The sequence below is a fragment of the Oerskovia enterophila genome, from assembly GCF_044748475.1.
In the GTDB taxonomy this organism is placed as follows: Bacteria; Actinomycetota; Actinomycetes; order Actinomycetales; family Cellulomonadaceae; genus Oerskovia; species Oerskovia enterophila.
Genome location: NZ_JBIVFZ010000004.1, coordinates 22,281 through 38,493 on the forward strand (window position 1 = coordinate 22,281; position 16,213 = coordinate 38,493).

Genomic DNA, 16,213 nt, shown 5'->3' on the forward strand with positions numbered 1-16,213 from the left:
CGTGCCCAGCCCGTCGCGAACCCCGGAACCGGACGCCGCGTCGACCAGCCCGTCGAGCGGCTTCTCGAGGCCCGGCGCCCCGGACGCTCGCGACAGCACGAGCACCGGTCTGCCGACCGTCTCCGACCGCCCCGGCGCCCTGCTCGACGTCCTGCTCGCGGGCGGCCGCCGCGCCGACCGGCTGACGCACGTCGAGCACCTGCCCGGACGCCCCGGTCAGCACGCCGACTGGCCCCGCTGGGCCGACGCGTCGCTCGTGGCGGGCTACCGCTCGATGGGTGTGGAGCGACCGTGGGCGCACCAGGTCGAGGCGGCCGAGGCCGCCTGGTCCGGTCGGCACGTCGCGCTAGCGACCTCGACCGGCTCGGGCAAGTCGCTCGCGTTCTGGTTGCCCGCACTCACCGCGGTGCGTGCGGACCGCGCGGCCGAGACCCTGGCCCCCGGCCGGATCGAGAGCGCCCGGACGCGCGGCACGGTCCTCTACCTGAGCCCCACCAAGGCTCTCGCGGCCGACCAGGTCGACGGCCTCCAGCGCCTCCTCGACGCGTCGCGCGCGAACGACGTCAAGGTCTCGACGTGCGACGGCGACACCTCGTTCGAGGAGCGCAAGTGGGTCCAGGAGTACGCCGACGTCGTGCTGACCAACCCCGACTTCCTGCACTTCGCGCTCATGCCCAACCACCGGCGCTGGGCGCGGTTCCTGCGCAACCTGCGCTTCGTCGTCGTCGACGAGGGGCACTCCTACCGGGGGGTGTTCGGGGCGCACGTGGCGCTCGTGCTGCGACGCCTCGCCCGACTCTCGGCGCACTACGCACCCGCGCCACCGGCGGGGTTGTCAGAAGCACCCCGGGGTATGGACCGGCCCGCTTCTGACAACTTGTCGGCGTCCGGGCCGTCGGGACCATCGAGCCCCTCAGGTCACGCTCGTCCTGGCAGCTCGGCCGGCGCGCCCCGGAACCGCCTCACGTTCGTCGTCGCCTCGGCCACCACCGCCGACCCTGCGGCGAGCGCCGGCCGGCTCATTGGGGTCCCGTCCGAGCAGATCGTCACGGTCGACACCGACACGAGCCCCGCGGGCCGCAAGACGTTCGCGCTCTGGCAGCCCCCCGAGGTCCTGGGCTACGAGGCAGCACAGGCCCGCGCCGCGGCAGCGAACGACCCGGCGGCCGACGCGGCCCTCGCGGAGTCCCTGCTGATCGACCCCACGGCCCACGACGAGCTGGGCCTGATGAGCGACCCCGACGAGCCCGCGACGCCCGGCGACTCGCCCGAGCGCCCACGCCGGTCGGCCACGGCCGAGGCAGCGGACCTCCTGGCCGACCTCACGGCGGCAGGCGCCCGGACCCTCGCGTTCACGCGCTCGCGCCGCGGGGCCGAGGCCGTCGCGACGCAGACCCAGGACCACCTGCGCGTCGTCTCGCCGCAGCTCGCACGCCGGGTCGCCGCCTACCGCGGCGGCTACCTGCCCGAGGAGCGCCGGGCGCTCGAGCAGGCCCTGCGCAGCGGCGCGATCCGGGGCCTCGCGACGACCAACGCGCTCGAGCTGGGCGTCGACATCTCGGGCCTCGACGCGGTCCTCATCGCGGGCTGGCCGGGCACGCGCATGTCGGTCTGGCAGCAGGCGGGGCGCGCGGGGCGCGCGGGAGCCGACGGCCTGGTCGCATTCGTCGCGCGCGAGGACCCGCTCGACACCTACCTCGTGCACCACCCCGAGGCGATCTTCGCAGCCCCGCTCGAGGCCACGGTGTTCGACCCCGCCAACCCGTACGTCCTCGCGCCGCACCTGTGCGCGGCGGCCGCCGAGGTCCCGCTCAGGCAGTCCGACCTCGCCGTGTTCGGCGACCCCGCCGCGGTGACCGAGCTCCTGGGTGTGCTGGTCGCGCGAGGTGCGCTGCGCCGTCGGGCGTCCGGGTGGTACTGGACCCACGCCCAGTCCGCCGCCGCCATGACCGACCTGCGCGGCTCGGGCGGCTCGCCCGTGCGCGTGGTCGAGGCCGGCACGGGGCGCCTCCTCGGCACGGTCGACGCGGCCTCGGCCGACGGCTCGGTGCACGACGGCGCGGTCTACGTGCACCAGGGCGTGAGCTACGTCGTGGAGACGCTCGACCTGCGCGACGGCGTCGCGCTCGTCGCACGCCGGGACGTCGACTTCGGGACGTGGTCGCGCTCGGTCACGGAGATCGCTATCCACGGGATCCGCGACGAGGAGGAGAGCGAGGCCCCGGCCCCGGTCGGGTCCGCCCCGTCCGGCGACGCCCCGACGGGCGACGCGACGGGCGACGGCCCGACGGCGGAGCCCGCCCCGGGCGACGAGCCGTCCGTCCCGCGGGGCTCGGCCCCGAACGACGCCGCGCACCCCGCGATCCAGCGCTGGTGGGGGCCGATCGGCTGGGGGTTCGGGCCGGTCGAGGTCACGAGCCAGGTCGTGAGCTTCCAGCGCCGGCGCCTGCCGGACCTGCAGATCCTGGGCACCGAACCGCTCGACCTGCCCGAGCACACGCTCCCGACGACCGCCGTGTGGTGGACGGTCCCGGCCGAGGTCCTCGAGGCCGCGGGCATCGACGCCGAGACGGCGCCGGGTGCGCTGCACGCGGCCGAGCACGCGTCGATCGGTCTCCTGCCGCTGCTCGCGACGTGCGACCGCTGGGACCTGGGCGGGGTCTCGACCGCGATGCACGTCGATACCGAGCAGGCGACGGTGTTCGTGTACGACGCGTACCCGGGCGGCGCGGGCTTCGCCGAGCGCGGCTTCCACCTGGGCGCGACGTGGCTGCGCGCGACCCGGGCCGCGATCTCGCGCTGCCCGTGCGCGGACGGCTGCCCCGCGTGCGTGCAGTCGCCCAAGTGCGGCAGCTTCAACAACCCGCTCGACAAGGCTGCGGCGGTCCGGCTCCTCGATGCGGTGCTCGCGTACGCGCCTGCGTGACCGGGGCCGGGGCTCGGGCTCGGGCTCGGGCCCGGGCCCGGGCCGTGTGTCGAGTGCGTGATTCGGCTGCGACTCGCCGGGCGTGCCGCGGCCGAATCATGCACTCGACGTCACCGATCGTCGGCGCCTCTCACCGCGCCGACGCCGGTCCCGCCCGTGCGGCGGCCCGCGCCGTCCCGAGCGCCCCGGCCCATCCCGTCGCCTCGCGGGTGACGTCGACCCTGACCACGCCGTCGCCCTGCTCGACGCACGCCGCGACCACGGCGCCGTTGCGCTCCGCGGTCTCGTGCGCCGTCGGGCACGCGTCCCGGCCTCCCTGGAGGGCTGTCGCCCCGGCGACGGCCGCGAGGTCCGCTGCCGTCTGAGCCTGCCCTCGCGCGCCCTGCGCGGACGACAGGGCCGCGAGCGCGAGCCCCAGCACGAGCGAGACCGCGATCAGGCCGAGCGCGAGCACGGTCCCGGATCCCTGGTCGGCGGGCCTCAGGGTTCGTCCCACGCGACCGCGGCCCCGCGCGCCTGGAGCGGCGAGCTCGACAGCCAGCCGCCGACCACGGGCTTGGCGACCCGCACCTCGATCCACGGGTCGCCGCGGGAGACGGTCACCGTGGCGTCTGCCCCGGCCACCTGCCCGACGACGGCGCGCACCACCGCGTCGTCCTCACCGATCGCGACGGCCCGGGCAGCGGCGCGAGCGGCGTCGGCGGCCTGGAGCTGTGCGTTCGCCGCTGCGGCGAGCGTGAGGACGGCCACCAGGACGAGGACGACCGCGGGCAGCGCGAGGGCGAGCTCGGCGGTCACGGTGCCGCCCTCACGGTCCGGGGACCTCCACTCGAGCGGACGCCACGACCGCCCCCGCGTCCCCCGCAGCGACGTCGCCGCCCGCGACGCCCCCGCCCTGCCGGCCGCCACGCTCACCCGATCGACAGGGCGCGCTGGATGATGCCGAGCAGCATCTCGCGCACCTCGCCGCTCTTGAGGATCGCGATGAGCAGGCCCGCGAACCCGACGGCCGCGATGGTCGCCACCGCGTACTCGGCGGTCGCGAGACCGGCCTCCGGGTCCTCGCCGCGGACGCGGACGAGCAGCTCCGCTCCGGTCGCCCTCACTCGGTGCATGGTCTTCATGGGTGCCTCCTGGCTCTCGTGACCCACCTGTCGTGGGCCGTGCCGCCCACTGTGGCGAGCCCGCGCCGCGCCCCGCTCGCACAGCAGGCGACATTGTGGAACACGCCCCCACGAGGCGTCCTGTGCATACCCCGCATCGCCGGGGCGCCGTCATGGCCTCGCGTGGCTCGGCGGCGCCCCCTCGAAGCTAGGCCCCCTGCTGCTCCAGCCAGGTGAGGATCGCCCGGTTGGTCTCGTCCGGCAGCTCTTGCTGGATCCAGTGACCGCAGTCCAGGGTGACCACCTCGACCTGAGGGACGAACTCGGCCAGCCGCTCGGACCTCGCGACCAGGTCCCGGTCGCCGTAGATCATGAGCACGGGCTGCTGGATGATCGGGTCCACGTCCGCCAGCAGGCGCCAGTTGCGGTCCAGGTTCCGGTACCAGTTGATGCTGCCCGTGAAACCGGTCGACTCGAAGGCGGACACGAAGACGGCCAGCTCGCTGTCGCTCATGACGGGCTCACCGAGCGGCGTCTGCGCTCTGGCGAGGTTCGCCATCGCCATGCCGGGCTGAGGTTCTCTGGGGGGCTCGTTCTTCCGGTACAGGTTGCGAAGGAACCGGGAGGTGTTCGCGTCGAGCACGGCGTCCGCGACGCCTGGCTGTCGGTTGAAGTGGACGAAGTAGAAGTCACCGCCCATCACCTCTTCCATGACCTCGATCCAGGGCCGCTCGCCGCGCTCCTGATACGGCAGGCTCAGGTTGATCACTCCGTTGACCCGGTGCGGATGCAGCAGCGTCAGTCCCCAGACGACGAAGGCACCCCAGTCGTGACCGATGAAGGTGGCGTCGTCGTATCCGTAGTGGTCGAGCAGCGCCACCAGGTCGCCTGACAGGTGTTCGACGTCGTACGCCGTCACCTCGGCCGGACGGGACGAGCCGCCGTAGCCTCGCTGGTTCGGGACGATGACGTGGTAGCCCGCCTCGACGAGGGCGGGCACCTGGTGACGCCAGGAGTAGGCGTGCTCCGGCCAGCCGTGGCACAGCACGACGGGTCGTCCTGCGTTGTGCCGGCCGGCTTCGAAGACCTCGAGCTCCACACCGTTGACCGGGACGAGGGTCGACTCGGGGAAGTCGCTGGGGTCGGGCATCGTGGTTTCTCTCCATCGGGCACCGGGACTTGTCGATGAGTTCATGTCGCCATCGTGCGACCCGTACCGGTCAACCCGTGTCCTGTTCTCCGCGCGCCTCCCGCGGCCACCGGCGAAACTGGTCGCGAGCGGCTGTCGATTCCGTCGGTGGTCACGCGTCATCGAGATGAAGGACCAACCACCCACTCACCTGGAGGAATCATGAGCACCGAGTACGCAGTCCTCATCCACGCCCCGGAAGACGGCACGCCCGCCATGCGCCCGGACCTGGCCGAGGAGATCATGGCCCAGCACGAGGAGTTCACGCGCCGCGTCGAGGTGGAGGGCCACCGGATCTCGGGCGGTGTCGAGCTCGAGGCCGCCGGGACGGCAACCCTGGTGCGCCCGGGGGTCGGGACGACCGAGGGCCCGTTCACGGAGCTCGCCGAGCAGATCGGCGGCATCTACCTGGTCGTGAGCGACGACCTGCCGGGGCTCGTGACGATCATCGACGAGGTCTTCGCGGGCGACGGCTGCACGTACGAGATCCGCCCCACGGTGGATCACGGCGGGGCAGACGCCGCCGCCGTGACCACGCCCGCAGGGGCGGAGGCCTGAGCCGTGAAGGTCATGTTCCTGCTGTACGGGGACGAGCAGGTCTGGGCTGCTGCCTCCGCGGAGGAACGTTCGCGGTTCATGGCGCAGCACGACGAGTTCGCCGCGTTCCTCAGGAACCGTGGGAGCATCGTGGCCGCGGAGGCGCTCAGCACGGTCGCCGCGGCCACGACGGTCCGCAGCCGGGAGGGCACGGTGACCGTGACCGAGGGTCCGTTCGCCGAGCTCGCCGAGCAGCTCGGCGGCTTCTACGTCGCGGTGCTGCCGAGCATCGACACCGCGATCGAGGCTGTCGCTCTCCTGCCGCAGTACACGGTCGAGCTGCGTCCGGTCGTGGACGTGGACGACCTGTGACCTCGTCGCCGGTCGCGCGCCCGTGACGCTCGTCGACGACGCGCTCACCTCGGCGTGGCGCGAGCACTGGGCGCGGTTGCTCGCGATGCTCGTCGCGCGCTACCGCCGTCCGGACCTCGCGGAGGACGCGCTCGCGGACGCGTTCGCGGCTGCGGCGAGGACGTGGCCCGTCGACGGCGTGCCGGACTCCCCCGCCGCCTGGCTGCGCACCGCGGCCGGGCGGCGCGTGCTCGACCGCTTGCGCGCCGAGGCGGTCGCTGTCCAGAAGGAGCCGCTCATGATCGTGGAGGCGCGGTCCGCGGCGGAGGCGACGGACGGTACGCCGGGGGTGGGCGACGACGGCGCTCACCTGCCCGACGACCGGCTCCGCCTCGTCTTCTCGTGCTGCCACCCGGCGTTGTCGGTCGAGTCGCGTGCGGCGTTGACCCTGCGGTTCGTCGCGGGCCTGCCCGTGCCGGACATCGCGCGGCTCTTCCTGGTCCAGGACACGACCATGGCAGCGCGCCTGACACGGGCGAAGAAGCGCCTGGTCGCCGCGGGCATCCCGTTCGAGGTGCCGCCGCCCGAGCGCCTGGACGACCGCCTCGACGACGTCGCCTCTGTCGTCTACCTGGCCTTCACCGCGGGGTACGCGCCGGGCACGGGGCCCGACGTGCTGCGGGTGGCCCTGGCCGGCGAGGCGATCCGCCTGGCGCGCCTGCTCGACGAGCTCCTGCCGGGGCGTCCCGTGGTGCGGTCGCTGCTCGCCCTCCTGGTGCTCCAGCACTCGCGTCGTGACGCGCGCGTGGCTGCGGACGGGTCGCTCGTGCTGCTGACGGACCAGGACAGGTCGCGGTGGCACGGCGAGGAGATCGCGTCGGGTCTCGCGCTGCTCGCCTCCGTGCCCGACGGCGTCACTGGCCTCGCGCACGAGTACCGCCTCCAGGCGTCGATCGCCGCCGCGCACGCTGTCGCAGGACGCGCTACCGACACGGACTGGGGCGGGATCGCCGACCTGTACGCCGAGCTGGAGACGGCCACGGGCTCGCCCATGGTCCGGCTCGCCCGGTCGGTCGCGGTCGCGGAGGCCGAGGGGCCGACCGCTGGGCTCGCGCTGATCGACGGCTTCGAAGGGATCGACGAGTCCCTCCGGACGAGCCATCGGCTGCCCGCGACCCGGGCCGAGCTGCTGGCGCGGGCGGGCCGACCCGCCGAGGCCGTGGCGTCGTTCGAGGAGGCGATCGGCCGGTGCGGGAACGCGGCCGAGCAAGAGCATCTGAAGCGGCGGCTCGCGGAGGTCCGTGAGGACTTGCTCGGCTAGCTCGGGCGGACGCGCCTTGTGGCCCTGTGGCCCTGTGGCCCTGTGGCCCTGTGGCCCTGTGGCCCTGTGGAAAGCCTGAGCCATGGCCTGCTGACCGGCCACCATGGATCAGTGGCGTCCGATCAGCAGCATCGCTGAACCTCGTCCGTGCGGCAGGCTGCCTCAGAGACTCCACGAGTTCAGGACATCGCGACGTGCCGTCCAGGGCGATGCACGAGCGCTCGCAGATGTTGCGACGAGCGCTGTTCGCTCAGCGAAACCACGGCCCGCTCATCGAACACCGCTCCCGATTCCCACACACCTCTGCGAGGCACACATGCTCCCCCAGCCGACCGGCCCCGCGCGTCCGCCGAGCTCGCCGAGCCCGCCGAGCCCGCCAGGGCCCCTCGACGATCGTTCCCTGCCCGCCGCCTACGGGGTACCACTCAGCCGCGTCGCTGCCGGTGCGGTCCGGCTCGAGTCCGCACGGCGCGACATCAGCCAAGAGGACCTCGCCGAGCTGCTCGGCCGGTCACGGAGCGCGATCTCGCAGCGCTTCACGGGCAAGGTCGCGTGGTCGCTCGACGACCTCGGCGCCATCGCCGCGGCATTCGGCTGTCCCGTCGACGACCTCCTCGACGACGGCTCGCAGCGTGGGCGCCGCTGACTCCCACGGCGTCGACTCACCGCACTACCGGCCCCTGCCCACCGCCACCGCACGACCAGACCCGCGCGGCCCCACGCCGCACCAGCCCACGTCGCCAGGCATCACCCCTCACGGAGCAGCGCACCTGCCCTCACCCCCAGGCCTCGCCCATCGCTCAGCACCTCGCCGCCAGCCCTCACCCTCCACCGAGCATTCCACCGCCCAGCGACAGCAGCACGGGCAGCAGCCCGATGAGCACGAACGCCGGCAGGAAGCACACGCCCAGCGGCAGGACCAGGTGCACCGCGAGCCTCGCAGCGGCCTGCCGTGCAGCCGCCTGCTGGTCACGCCGGAGCTGCTCGCCCGCCACGCGCAGCGACTCCCCCGGCGCGGCCCCCTGCTCCCAGGCCGGGGCCAGCGCCGCGCGCACCACGTCCAGCCGCGCCGGTGACCCGGACCAGGCCTCGGCCCAGCCTGCCCCGAGCACGACCGCAGCCCCGGCACGGTGGAGGGCGACGCCGTCGGGCCCTCCGACCGCCTGCCCCACAGCCTCGAGCGCGCGCGGGACGCTCGTCCCCGCGCGGACCGCCGCCCCGAGCAGCTCGAGCAGGACACCGATCTCGACCGGTCCGCCCGTCGCCGGCTCTCGCCCCGGAGCCGTCGCGACCGCCAGGTCGCCGAGCCGAGCCCGGACCCCTGCCCGTGCGAGGCACCACGGGCTCGCGGCGACCAGGAACCCGCACGACAACGCCGCCACGAGCAGCCAGTCGACGCTCACGGAGGCGCCCCCGCCGCCCTGGCACGCGCGACCAGTCGACCCGACCACCGGCGCCCCACCAGGAGCTGCACCCCGCCGGCCAGCAGACCCGCCGATCCCACCCCGCCACCGAGCGCGGTCGCCACCGGATCGACCCCGAGGACCGCGCCGAGCAGCACCCCGACGACGGGCAGCCACAGCAGCACGCGCGCCGTCGCCTGCGGGCCCGCGAGCGACGCCTCCCGGTCGGCTCGCGCCTCGGACTCCGCGGACAACGCCTGCGCGATCGACTCGAGGACTGCGCCGAGAGGCGCCCCCACGTCGGCCGCCAACCGGCTCGCCGCGACGACCGCCGCGACCTGCCCCGGCGCCTCGCCCGAGCCACGAGCACCCACGACTGCGAGCAGGTCGGCCGCATCGGGGACGCCCCTGGAGTCCACCCGCACGCCGGCGGCCGTCGCCCACGCGGCCCCGGGCGCGCTCCCCGAGCGCACGAGCGACGCGACGTGGGACACGAGCAGACGCACCGAGCGTCCAGCGACCGTCCGTCGCCCGAGAGCCCGCGCGACCACCCCCGATCCCTTCCGGCCCGCCGAGGGCCCCACCCCCAGACCGTCCGTCACGTCCGCGGCGCGACGCCCCGCAGGAACGACCGCCACCCAGACCACGCCGGCGACCGTGAGCGCGACGGCGAGGTCGCCGGTCACGCCCCGCCCCACCGGTCGGCGAACGCGTCCCAGTCCTCGGTGGCGACCGGTTCCCGCACGCCGTCCCACGTCGCGACGGGCTCGACCACCAGCTCGCCCCGCGCGTCGCGCCGCACGACCCCGATCTCGGCCAGGTACCGCACCCGCCCGGACCGCCGCAGGTGCAGCACCACGTCGAGCGCCCCCGCGGCCTGGGCGGCCACGGCCTCGCGCGTCATCCCTGCCAGCGCGGCGAGAGCCTCGAGCCGCGCGGGGACGACCGACGCGGAGTTGGCGTGGATCGTGGCCAGGCCGCCGTCGTGCCCCGTGTTGAGGGCCATGAGGACCTCGCGGACCTCGGCGCCGCGGCACTCGCCCAGGACGATCCGGTCGGGGCGCATGCGCAGCGCGTTGCGGACCAGGTCCGCCAGGTCGACCGCCCCCGCGCCCTCGACGTTGGGGCGCCGCGCGGTCAGGGGGACGACGTGCGGGTGGTCGGGCACGAGCTCGCGCGCCTCCTCGACGCACACGACACGCTCGTGCCCCGGCACGAGGGACAGCAGCGCGGCGAGCAGCGTCGTCTTACCGGTCCCCGTGCCTCCCGAGACCAGCATGTTGGCGCGCGCGGACACGAGGCGCCGGAGCACCGGGGCCCACGGTGCGGGCAGCGCACCCGAGCCCACGAGCTCGTCGAGCGTGAAGGCCCGCGAGCGGAGGACGCGCAGCGAGATCACGGCTCCGGACTCGCACACGGGAGCGATCGCGGCGTGCAGCCGGGTGCCGTCGGGCAGGCGCGCGTCCACGAGCGGGCTCGCGTCGTCGAGCCGCTGACCGCCCGCGGCCGCGAGCCGGACCGCGAGCGCCCGCACCTGGGCCGCGCTCCCCAGGTGCACGGGCGCACGTTCGAGGCCCACCCCTCGGTCGACCCAGACCTCGGCAGGCGAGTTGACCAGGACGTCGGTGACCTCGGGGTCCTCGAGCAAGGGCTGGAGGGGTCCGGCCCCGTACAGCTCGGCGCGTGCGCGCCGGGTCAGGTCGCTCAGCGCGTCGCTGCCGAGCACGCGCCCCGAGCCGCGCAGCGCCGCCCGGAGCTCGGTGTCGTCGGCAGGGGCCCCGCCGACGACCCGACCACGCACCTCGGCCAGCAGACCGTCGTCGATCGGGCTCATGCCACGGCCGGGGTCCTGGCGGGCGTCCCGGCGGTGACGAGCGCGCCGAGCTCACGTCCTGCGCGCCCCAGGGGGCGCCGCGCACCGACGGGTGGGCCCTGCCCGCGGTCGACGCGCGCCGCGAGCGTCCGGTCCCACCCCACGACGCACGCGAGCGGCAGCCCGACGACGTCGCTCACCTCCCACGGGTCGAGCCGCCCGGGAGCGGGTCGCCGCGCGACGAGGCGCATCGACCGGTCGGCTCCTGAGCGGCGCGCGAGCGCGACGGCCGCGACGGCGCCCGCGACCGCCGGCAGCTCGAGCGGGGTCACGAGGAAGAGCGCGTCGCACGCCCCGACGAGCGCCGCGTGCTCGGCGTCCGCTCCCGCTCCGGCCGCTGCTCCCGTGCTCAGGTCGGCACCTCCGCCCGCACCCGCGGCGAGCGCCGCGCGCGGCAGGTCGAGGACCAGCACGTCGCACGCGTCCGCGAGGGCCGAGCACACGTCGACGACCACGCCCTGGTCGAGGGCGGCCGGGTCGGTTCGGTGCGCGCTGAGCACCGGCACCGCGCACCAGGTCGGCAGCAGACCCACGAGCGCCCGGCCGTCCACCTCGCCCCGCGCGTCACGGAGGTCCGCCCAGCGCGGACCCTCCCGGTGGTCGATCCCGAGGAGCACGTCGATCCCTCCGCCCCGCGTCGCGAGGTCCACCAGGACCGGTCGCCGCCCGTCTCGCCGGAGCCCGTCCGCGAGCGCCGCGGCCAGGGTGCTCGCCCCGGCTCCACCGCACGCCCCGACGACCCCCACCACGACCGCTTCTTCCCGTCCCACGGCTCCTCCTCCCGTCGACGCGGGCGCGGAGGCGGTCGTCAGCCCGCCGGGCGGGCCGCGGCTCTCTCCGCGCCGGCCCGTCCGCACGGGCCGACCACCATCCTGGGGCGAGACGAGCGGGCGTGGGGCCGCGCCGTCGGGCCTGTGGACAACCACGCAGGCCGCGCCCCTGTGGACGAGCCTGCCGTCAGTGCGCCAGCGCGAGGTACTGGTGCGCGTACGCGATCGCCATCCCGCCCTCGCCCACCCCCGCCGCGACGCGCTTGACCGATCCCGAGCGCACGTCGCCGATCGCGAAGACCCCCGGGGCGCTCGTCTCCAGGGCGAACGGCCGACGTTCGGCGGTCCACTGCGACGCGGCCGCGGCCTCGGCCCCGGTGAGGACGAACCCGTGCGAGTCGCGCGCGACCTCCGAGGGCAGCCAGCCCGTGACGGCGTCCGCGCCGATCATCACGAACACGACCGAGAGCGCGCGGCCGGCGCTCTCCCCCGTCCGCGCGTCGAGCACGTCGAGGGACTCGAGGCCCTCGTCGCCGTGCAGGTCGACGATCTGCGCGCGGGTCTCGACCCGGATGCCGGGGTTGGCCGCGATCTGGTCGATCAGGTAGCGCGACATGCTCGCGCCGAGCGACTCCCCGCGCACGAGCATCGTGACGGACCGGGCGTGCCGCGAGAAGAAGATCGCCGCCTGCCCCGCCGAGTTCCCCGCGCCGACGATGCAGACGTCCTGCCCCTGGGCGAGCGCGGCGTCGCTGCGCGCGGCCCCGTAGTACAGCCCGTTGCCCAGGTAGCGGTCCACGGCCGGCAGGGCGAGCGTGCGCCACTCGACCCCCGTCGCGACGATCACGACCTGCGCCCCGAGCGCGTCGCCGCCGTCGAGCACGACCCGGTGCGAGCCCGGGTCGATCGACTCGACCGTGCGCGTCACGACGATCTCGGCGCCCAGCCGCTGCGCCTGGGTCAGTGCCCGGCTCGCGAGGTCGTCCCCCGAGATGCCGTAAGGGAACCCCGTGTAGTTCTCGATCCGGGTCGAGGTCCCCGCCTGCCCGCCCGGGGCCAGGCTCTCGACGACGAGCGTGCGCAGGCCCTCGGCCGCAGCGTTGACCGCCGCGGTCAGCCCGGCCGGCCCGCCGCCGAGGATCACGACGTCGTAGTCCGTCTCGGTGGGCTCCACGGCCAGGCCGACCGCGTGCGCGACCTCGCGCATCACCGGGGCGACGAGCCGCGAACCGTCGCGCAGCTCGAGGACCGGGTGGGCAGGCTCGGCCCCCACCGGGTGCTCGGCGGGCGCCTCCACCACGACCCGGTCGAACGGCACGTGGTTGCGCGTCAGGAACGTCGCCAGGTCCCGGACCCCCGCGTCGAGCCGGGGCCCGATCACGTGCGCCTCGGCCACGGGCTTCTCCGACGCGTGCGCCTGGAGCGCGTCGAGGTAGCTGCGCGCGAGCGTCGCGACGTGCGCGGGGACGGCGGGGGCCATGGCCGCGAGGCCGTAGAAGACGGTCGCGTCGAGCTTCATGATGCGCGTGGCCTCGGTCGCGCGGCCGCTCGCCGGGAAGTTCGTGCTGAGCGTCATGGGCACCTCGCCGAAGAACATGCCGGGGGTCCGCACCCCGATCACGCGCTCGTCCCCGTTGATCATCTTGGTGATCTCCGCACGTCCCTCGATCACGACGAAGAACGCGCGCTCGTCGCCCTCGTGCGCGAAGTACTCGCCCGGCAGGAGCCGGATGTCCTCGACCGCACCGACGAGGAACTCGAGCGGCTCCGGGGGGAGGGGCTCGAAGATCGAGATGGCGCGGAGCTCGTCGAGCGTGATCATGCGTGCCTCCCACGGGGCTGGGCCACGGTCCGTCCGGGCCGAACGTACCGCGCGGGCGGCACGTCGACATCCCGTCGGGCGACGCACTCCCGGCACGCCGCGCGGAGCCGCGGCACGACGACGCTGCCGAACCGGGACATCTCGTGCGCTCGCCGGATAGGCTCACCGGGTGACCCAGCCCCAGGACTCACCGCAGACCGGTCCGCGCAGCGCGCCTCAGGCGCCTCCCCGTCCAGGTGCCCGCGAGACCCGCCCGCGCAAGGTCGCCGCGTTCTTCGACCTGGACAAGACGATCATCGCGACCTCGTCGACCGCCGCGTTCTCCAAGCCCTTCTACGCGGGCGGGCTCATCAGCCGCGGTGACGTGCTGCGCAGCGCGTACGCGCACTTCCTCTACATGGTCGGCGGCGCGGACGCGGACCAGACCGAGCGCATGCGCGCGCACCTCAGCTCGCTCGTGACGGGGTGGGACGTGCGCACGGTCTCGCAGATCGTCGAGGAGACGCTGCACGAGTACATCGACCCGGTCGTCTACGCCGAGGCCGTCGAGCTCATCGTGAGCCACCACGACCGGGGGCACGACGTCGTGATCGTCTCGGCCTCGGGCTCCGAGGTCGTCGAGCCCATCGCCGCGGTGCTCGGCGCGGACCACTACGTCGCGACGCGCATGGAGATCGTCGACGGCCGCTACACGGGCGAGATCGACTTCTACGCGTACGGCGAGAACAAGGCCCTCGCGATCCGCGAGCTGGCCGAGGCCAACGGCTACGACCTCGACGCGTCCTACGCCTACTCGGACTCGATCACGGACGCGCCCATGCTCGCGGAGGTCGGCCACGGGTTCGCGGTCAACCCCGACCGGACGCTGCGCCGCCTCGCGGGCGAGAGCGGCTGGGGCACGCTCACCTTCGTGCGCCCCGTCACGCTGCGCACCCAGCTCGCGCCGCCTCGGAGCGCGGTCGTGGTCGGCGGGGCCGTCGTCGTCACGGTCGTGGCCTGGCTCGTGTGGCGCGCGGTGCGCAAGCGCTCGGGGCGCTCCGGGTAGCGAGGCCCCGGCCCGCAGGACGGCCCCGCACGCGGCCTGTTCGAACCCGCGGGGTCCCCGTTGTCCGGCTCCTCCCGGCTCGGGATCGAACACCCCGTGGAGGTTCCCCCGTTCTCCCTGCCACCCCTTGCGCGGCGCCCCGGAGCGGCGTATCACTGAGGGACAACAGCATCAGGGACGGGCGGAACCCACGCGCGAGAAGTCCACGCATAGGACTGGCTGACCGGGCTCGCCCCGTTGCAGCACCTACCCTCGCAGCACGCTTGTTAACCCCCGTCCCGCTGGCGAGCACGGCGTCCCTCCGGGGGCGCCGTTCCCGTGTCCGGGGCCTCTGCGGGCGCCACCGCCACGCCGAGCCCGCCGCTCACCCGCCCGGTGCACCGGCCGCGCACGACAGGCGAATACGCTGACCACATGACCTCAGCGCCGAGCGTTTCCTCGTCCATCACCGTCCGCCTCCAGGTCGAGGCCAGGCCCACCGCGGTCAGCGAGCTCACGACGGCCATCGAGCAGTCGGGCGGGATCGTCTCGGCCCTGGACGTCACGGCCTCGGGCCACGAGCGCATCACGGTCGACGTCACGGTCGCGACGCGCGGCGAGTCGCACGCCGAGGAGATCGTCGCGGCGCTGCGCGCCCTGCACGGCGTGACGGTGGACCGGGTCTCGGACCGCACGTTCCTGCTGCACCTGGGCGGCAAGCTCCAGATCGAGTCCAAGGTCCCCATCCGCAACCGCGACGACCTGTCGATGATCTACACCCCGGGCGTCGCGCGGGTCTGCGAGGCCATCGCCGCGCACCCCGAGGACGCCCGACGCCTGACCATCAAGCGCAACACGATCGCGGTCGTCACGGACGGGTCGGCCGTCCTGGGCCTCGGCGACATCGGGCCGCTCGCGTCGCTGCCCGTCATGGAGGGCAAGGCCGCCCTCTTCAAGCGGTTCGCGGACATCGACGCGTTCCCCATCGCCCTGGACACGCAGGACGTCGACGAGATCGTGCGCACGGTCAAGGCCATCGCGCCGGTGTTCGCGGGCATCAACCTCGAGGACATCTCGGCGCCGCGCTGCTTCGAGATCGAGCGCCGCCTGCGCGCCGAGCTGAGCATCCCGGTGTTCCACGACGACCAGCACGGCACCGCGATCGTCGCGCTCGCGGCCCTGACGAACGCGCTCAAGGTCGTGGGCAAGGACCTGGCCGAGGTGCGGATCGTGCTGTCGGGGGCGGGGGCCGCGGGGACGGCGGTCCTCAAGCTGCTCCTGGCCGCGGGCGCGCACGACGTCGTGGTCGCCGACGTCGACGGCGTGATCCACCCCGACCGCCCGGGCCTGTCCCCCGCGCTCGCCTGGACGGCGATCAGCACCAACCCGCGCCGCGTGAGCGGCACGCTCGTCGAGGCCCTCGCCGGGGCCGACGTCTTCATCGGGGTCTCGGCCCCCGACATCCTCACGGGCGACGACATCGCGACCATGGCACCCGACTCGATCGTGTTCGCCATGGCCAACCCCACACCCGAGGTGGACCCGGTCGACGCCGCGCAGCACGCCGCGATCGTCGGCACGGGCCGCAGCGACTTCGCCAACCAGATCAACAACGTGCTCGCTTTCCCCGGGGTGTTCCGTGGGCTGCTCGACGCGCAGTCGCACAAGATCACCGACACCATGCTGCTCGCGGCGGCACGGGCCCTCGCCTCGACGATCCACGAGGACCAGCTCAACGCGACCTACATCGTGCCGAGCGTGTTCAACCCCGAGGTCACGACGGTCGTGGCCGCCGCCGTCGAGGCCGCGGCCCGCGCGGAGGAGGCCGCCGCGTCCGCCGTCTGAGCGGCGCCCGGCCCGCCGGAACCCCTCGACGGGGCGAGGTGCCCGACGG

General features: G+C 74.6%; 16 protein-coding genes. 7 read left to right on the top strand and 9 right to left on the bottom strand.

All coding sequences use genetic code 11. From position 1 onward, the window contains the following. Positions 1 to 109: 109 nt before the first annotated feature. Positions 110 to 2,926: a DEAD/DEAH box helicase gene (locus ACIPWA_RS13130; protein WP_400291600.1), complete on the top strand. Its 2,817-nt coding sequence runs from the start codon at positions 110 to 112 to the stop codon at positions 2,924 to 2,926. 130 nt (positions 2,927 to 3,056) lie between these two features. On the opposite strand, the gene ACIPWA_RS13135 is transcribed toward ACIPWA_RS13130, so the two are convergent. From ACIPWA_RS13135 to ACIPWA_RS13150, 4 genes are all read right to left on the bottom strand, one after another. Further along, on the bottom strand, positions 3,057 to 3,422 hold the full coding sequence (locus ACIPWA_RS13135) for an Rv3654c family TadE-like protein (protein WP_400290796.1): 366 nt from the start codon (positions 3,420 to 3,422) through the stop codon (positions 3,057 to 3,059). Beyond that, a complete protein-coding gene (locus ACIPWA_RS13140; protein WP_400290798.1) occupies positions 3,407 to 3,724 on the bottom strand; it encodes a TadE family type IV pilus minor pilin in 318 nt (105 codons plus the stop codon). The genes ACIPWA_RS13135 and ACIPWA_RS13140 overlap by 16 nt, the downstream gene beginning before the upstream one ends. A gap of 113 nt (positions 3,725 to 3,837) precedes the next feature. Beyond that, positions 3,838 to 4,050, bottom strand: a complete 213-nt coding sequence (locus ACIPWA_RS13145) for a DUF4244 domain-containing protein (RefSeq protein WP_400290800.1) — start codon at positions 4,048 to 4,050, stop codon at positions 3,838 to 3,840. A gap of 187 nt (positions 4,051 to 4,237) precedes the next feature. Further along, positions 4,238 to 5,179, bottom strand: coding sequence for an alpha/beta fold hydrolase (locus ACIPWA_RS13150; protein WP_400290802.1), 942 nt, complete (start codon positions 5,177 to 5,179; stop codon positions 4,238 to 4,240). A 201-nt stretch (positions 5,180 to 5,380) separates the two neighbouring features. Between ACIPWA_RS13150 and ACIPWA_RS13155 the strand changes: the two genes are divergently transcribed. The 4 genes from ACIPWA_RS13155 (at position 5,381) to ACIPWA_RS13170 (ending at position 8,073) form a co-directional block, all read left to right on the top strand. Next, positions 5,381 to 5,776, top strand: a complete 396-nt coding sequence (locus ACIPWA_RS13155) for a YciI family protein (protein ID WP_056649246.1) — start codon at positions 5,381 to 5,383, stop codon at positions 5,774 to 5,776. Between the two features lie 12 nt (positions 5,777 to 5,788). Then, on the top strand, positions 5,789 to 6,127 hold the full coding sequence (locus ACIPWA_RS13160) for a YciI family protein (RefSeq protein WP_056763193.1): 339 nt from the start codon (positions 5,789 to 5,791) through the stop codon (positions 6,125 to 6,127). A gap of 22 nt (positions 6,128 to 6,149) precedes the next feature. Further along, positions 6,150 to 7,427, top strand: coding sequence for an RNA polymerase sigma factor (locus ACIPWA_RS13165; RefSeq protein ID WP_400290804.1), 1,278 nt, complete (start codon positions 6,150 to 6,152; stop codon positions 7,425 to 7,427). Positions 7,428 to 7,743: 316 nt separating this feature from the next. Next, positions 7,744 to 8,073, top strand: a complete 330-nt coding sequence (locus ACIPWA_RS13170; protein WP_400290806.1) for a helix-turn-helix transcriptional regulator — start codon at positions 7,744 to 7,746, stop codon at positions 8,071 to 8,073. 175 nt (positions 8,074 to 8,248) lie between these two features. Here ACIPWA_RS13170 and ACIPWA_RS13175 read toward each other — a convergent pair whose 3' ends face one another. From ACIPWA_RS13175 to ACIPWA_RS13195, 5 genes are all read right to left on the bottom strand, one after another. After that, the gene (locus ACIPWA_RS13175; RefSeq protein WP_400290808.1) at positions 8,249 to 8,830 is read right to left on the bottom strand and encodes a type II secretion system F family protein; all 582 of its coding nucleotides are present in this window, start codon (positions 8,828 to 8,830) and stop codon (positions 8,249 to 8,251) included. Next, entirely contained in the window at positions 8,827 to 9,516 is a 690-nt protein-coding gene (locus ACIPWA_RS13180; protein WP_400290810.1) for a type II secretion system F family protein, read from the bottom strand. The genes ACIPWA_RS13175 and ACIPWA_RS13180 overlap by 4 nt, the downstream gene beginning before the upstream one ends. After that, the gene (locus ACIPWA_RS13185; RefSeq protein WP_400290812.1) at positions 9,513 to 10,664 is read right to left on the bottom strand and encodes a TadA family conjugal transfer-associated ATPase; all 1,152 of its coding nucleotides are present in this window, start codon (positions 10,662 to 10,664) and stop codon (positions 9,513 to 9,515) included. The genes ACIPWA_RS13180 and ACIPWA_RS13185 overlap by 4 nt, the downstream gene beginning before the upstream one ends. Beyond that, positions 10,661 to 11,473 carry a septum site-determining protein Ssd gene (gene ssd, locus ACIPWA_RS13190; RefSeq protein WP_400290814.1) on the bottom strand — a complete coding sequence of 271 codons (813 nt, stop codon included), beginning with the start codon at positions 11,471 to 11,473 and terminating at the stop codon, positions 10,661 to 10,663. The genes ACIPWA_RS13185 and ssd overlap by 4 nt, the downstream gene beginning before the upstream one ends. 187 nt (positions 11,474 to 11,660) lie before the next feature. After that, positions 11,661 to 13,295 carry an FAD-dependent oxidoreductase gene (locus ACIPWA_RS13195; RefSeq protein ID WP_400290816.1) on the bottom strand — a complete coding sequence of 545 codons (1,635 nt, stop codon included), beginning with the start codon at positions 13,293 to 13,295 and terminating at the stop codon, positions 11,661 to 11,663. Positions 13,296 to 13,464: 169 nt separating this feature from the next. Between ACIPWA_RS13195 and ACIPWA_RS13200 the strand changes: the two genes are divergently transcribed. Both ACIPWA_RS13200 and ACIPWA_RS13205 read left to right on the top strand, forming a co-directional pair. Further along, entirely contained in the window at positions 13,465 to 14,340 is an 876-nt protein-coding gene (locus ACIPWA_RS13200) for an HAD family hydrolase (RefSeq protein WP_400290818.1), read from the top strand. A gap of 414 nt (positions 14,341 to 14,754) precedes the next feature. Next, positions 14,755 to 16,164 carry an NAD-dependent malic enzyme gene (locus ACIPWA_RS13205; RefSeq protein WP_056649219.1) on the top strand — a complete coding sequence of 470 codons (1,410 nt, stop codon included), beginning with the start codon at positions 14,755 to 14,757 and terminating at the stop codon, positions 16,162 to 16,164. The last annotated feature ends 49 nt before the right edge of the window (positions 16,165 to 16,213 follow it).

What these genes read in the sequence shown, in the direction of transcription:
- ACIPWA_RS13155 (WP_056649246.1), top strand. Translation starts at nt 5,381, where the DNA reads ATGAGCACCGAGTACGCAGTCCTCATCCACGCCCCGGAAGACGGCACG.
- ACIPWA_RS13150 (WP_400290802.1), bottom strand. Translation starts at nt 5,179, where the DNA reads ATGCCCGACCCCAGCGACTTCCCCGAGTCGACCCTCGTCCCGGTCAAC.
- ACIPWA_RS13195 (WP_400290816.1), bottom strand. Translation starts at nt 13,295, where the DNA reads ATGATCACGCTCGACGAGCTCCGCGCCATCTCGATCTTCGAGCCCCTC.
- ACIPWA_RS13160 (WP_056763193.1), top strand. Translation starts at nt 5,789, where the DNA reads ATGTTCCTGCTGTACGGGGACGAGCAGGTCTGGGCTGCTGCCTCCGCG.
- ACIPWA_RS13205 (WP_056649219.1), top strand. Translation starts at nt 14,755, where the DNA reads ATGACCTCAGCGCCGAGCGTTTCCTCGTCCATCACCGTCCGCCTCCAG.
- ACIPWA_RS13170 (WP_400290806.1), top strand. Translation starts at nt 7,744, where the DNA reads ATGCTCCCCCAGCCGACCGGCCCCGCGCGTCCGCCGAGCTCGCCGAGC.
- ACIPWA_RS13145 (WP_400290800.1), bottom strand. Translation starts at nt 4,050, where the DNA reads ATGAAGACCATGCACCGAGTGAGGGCGACCGGAGCGGAGCTGCTCGTC.
- ACIPWA_RS13185 (WP_400290812.1), bottom strand. Translation starts at nt 10,664, where the DNA reads ATGAGCCCGATCGACGACGGTCTGCTGGCCGAGGTGCGTGGTCGGGTC.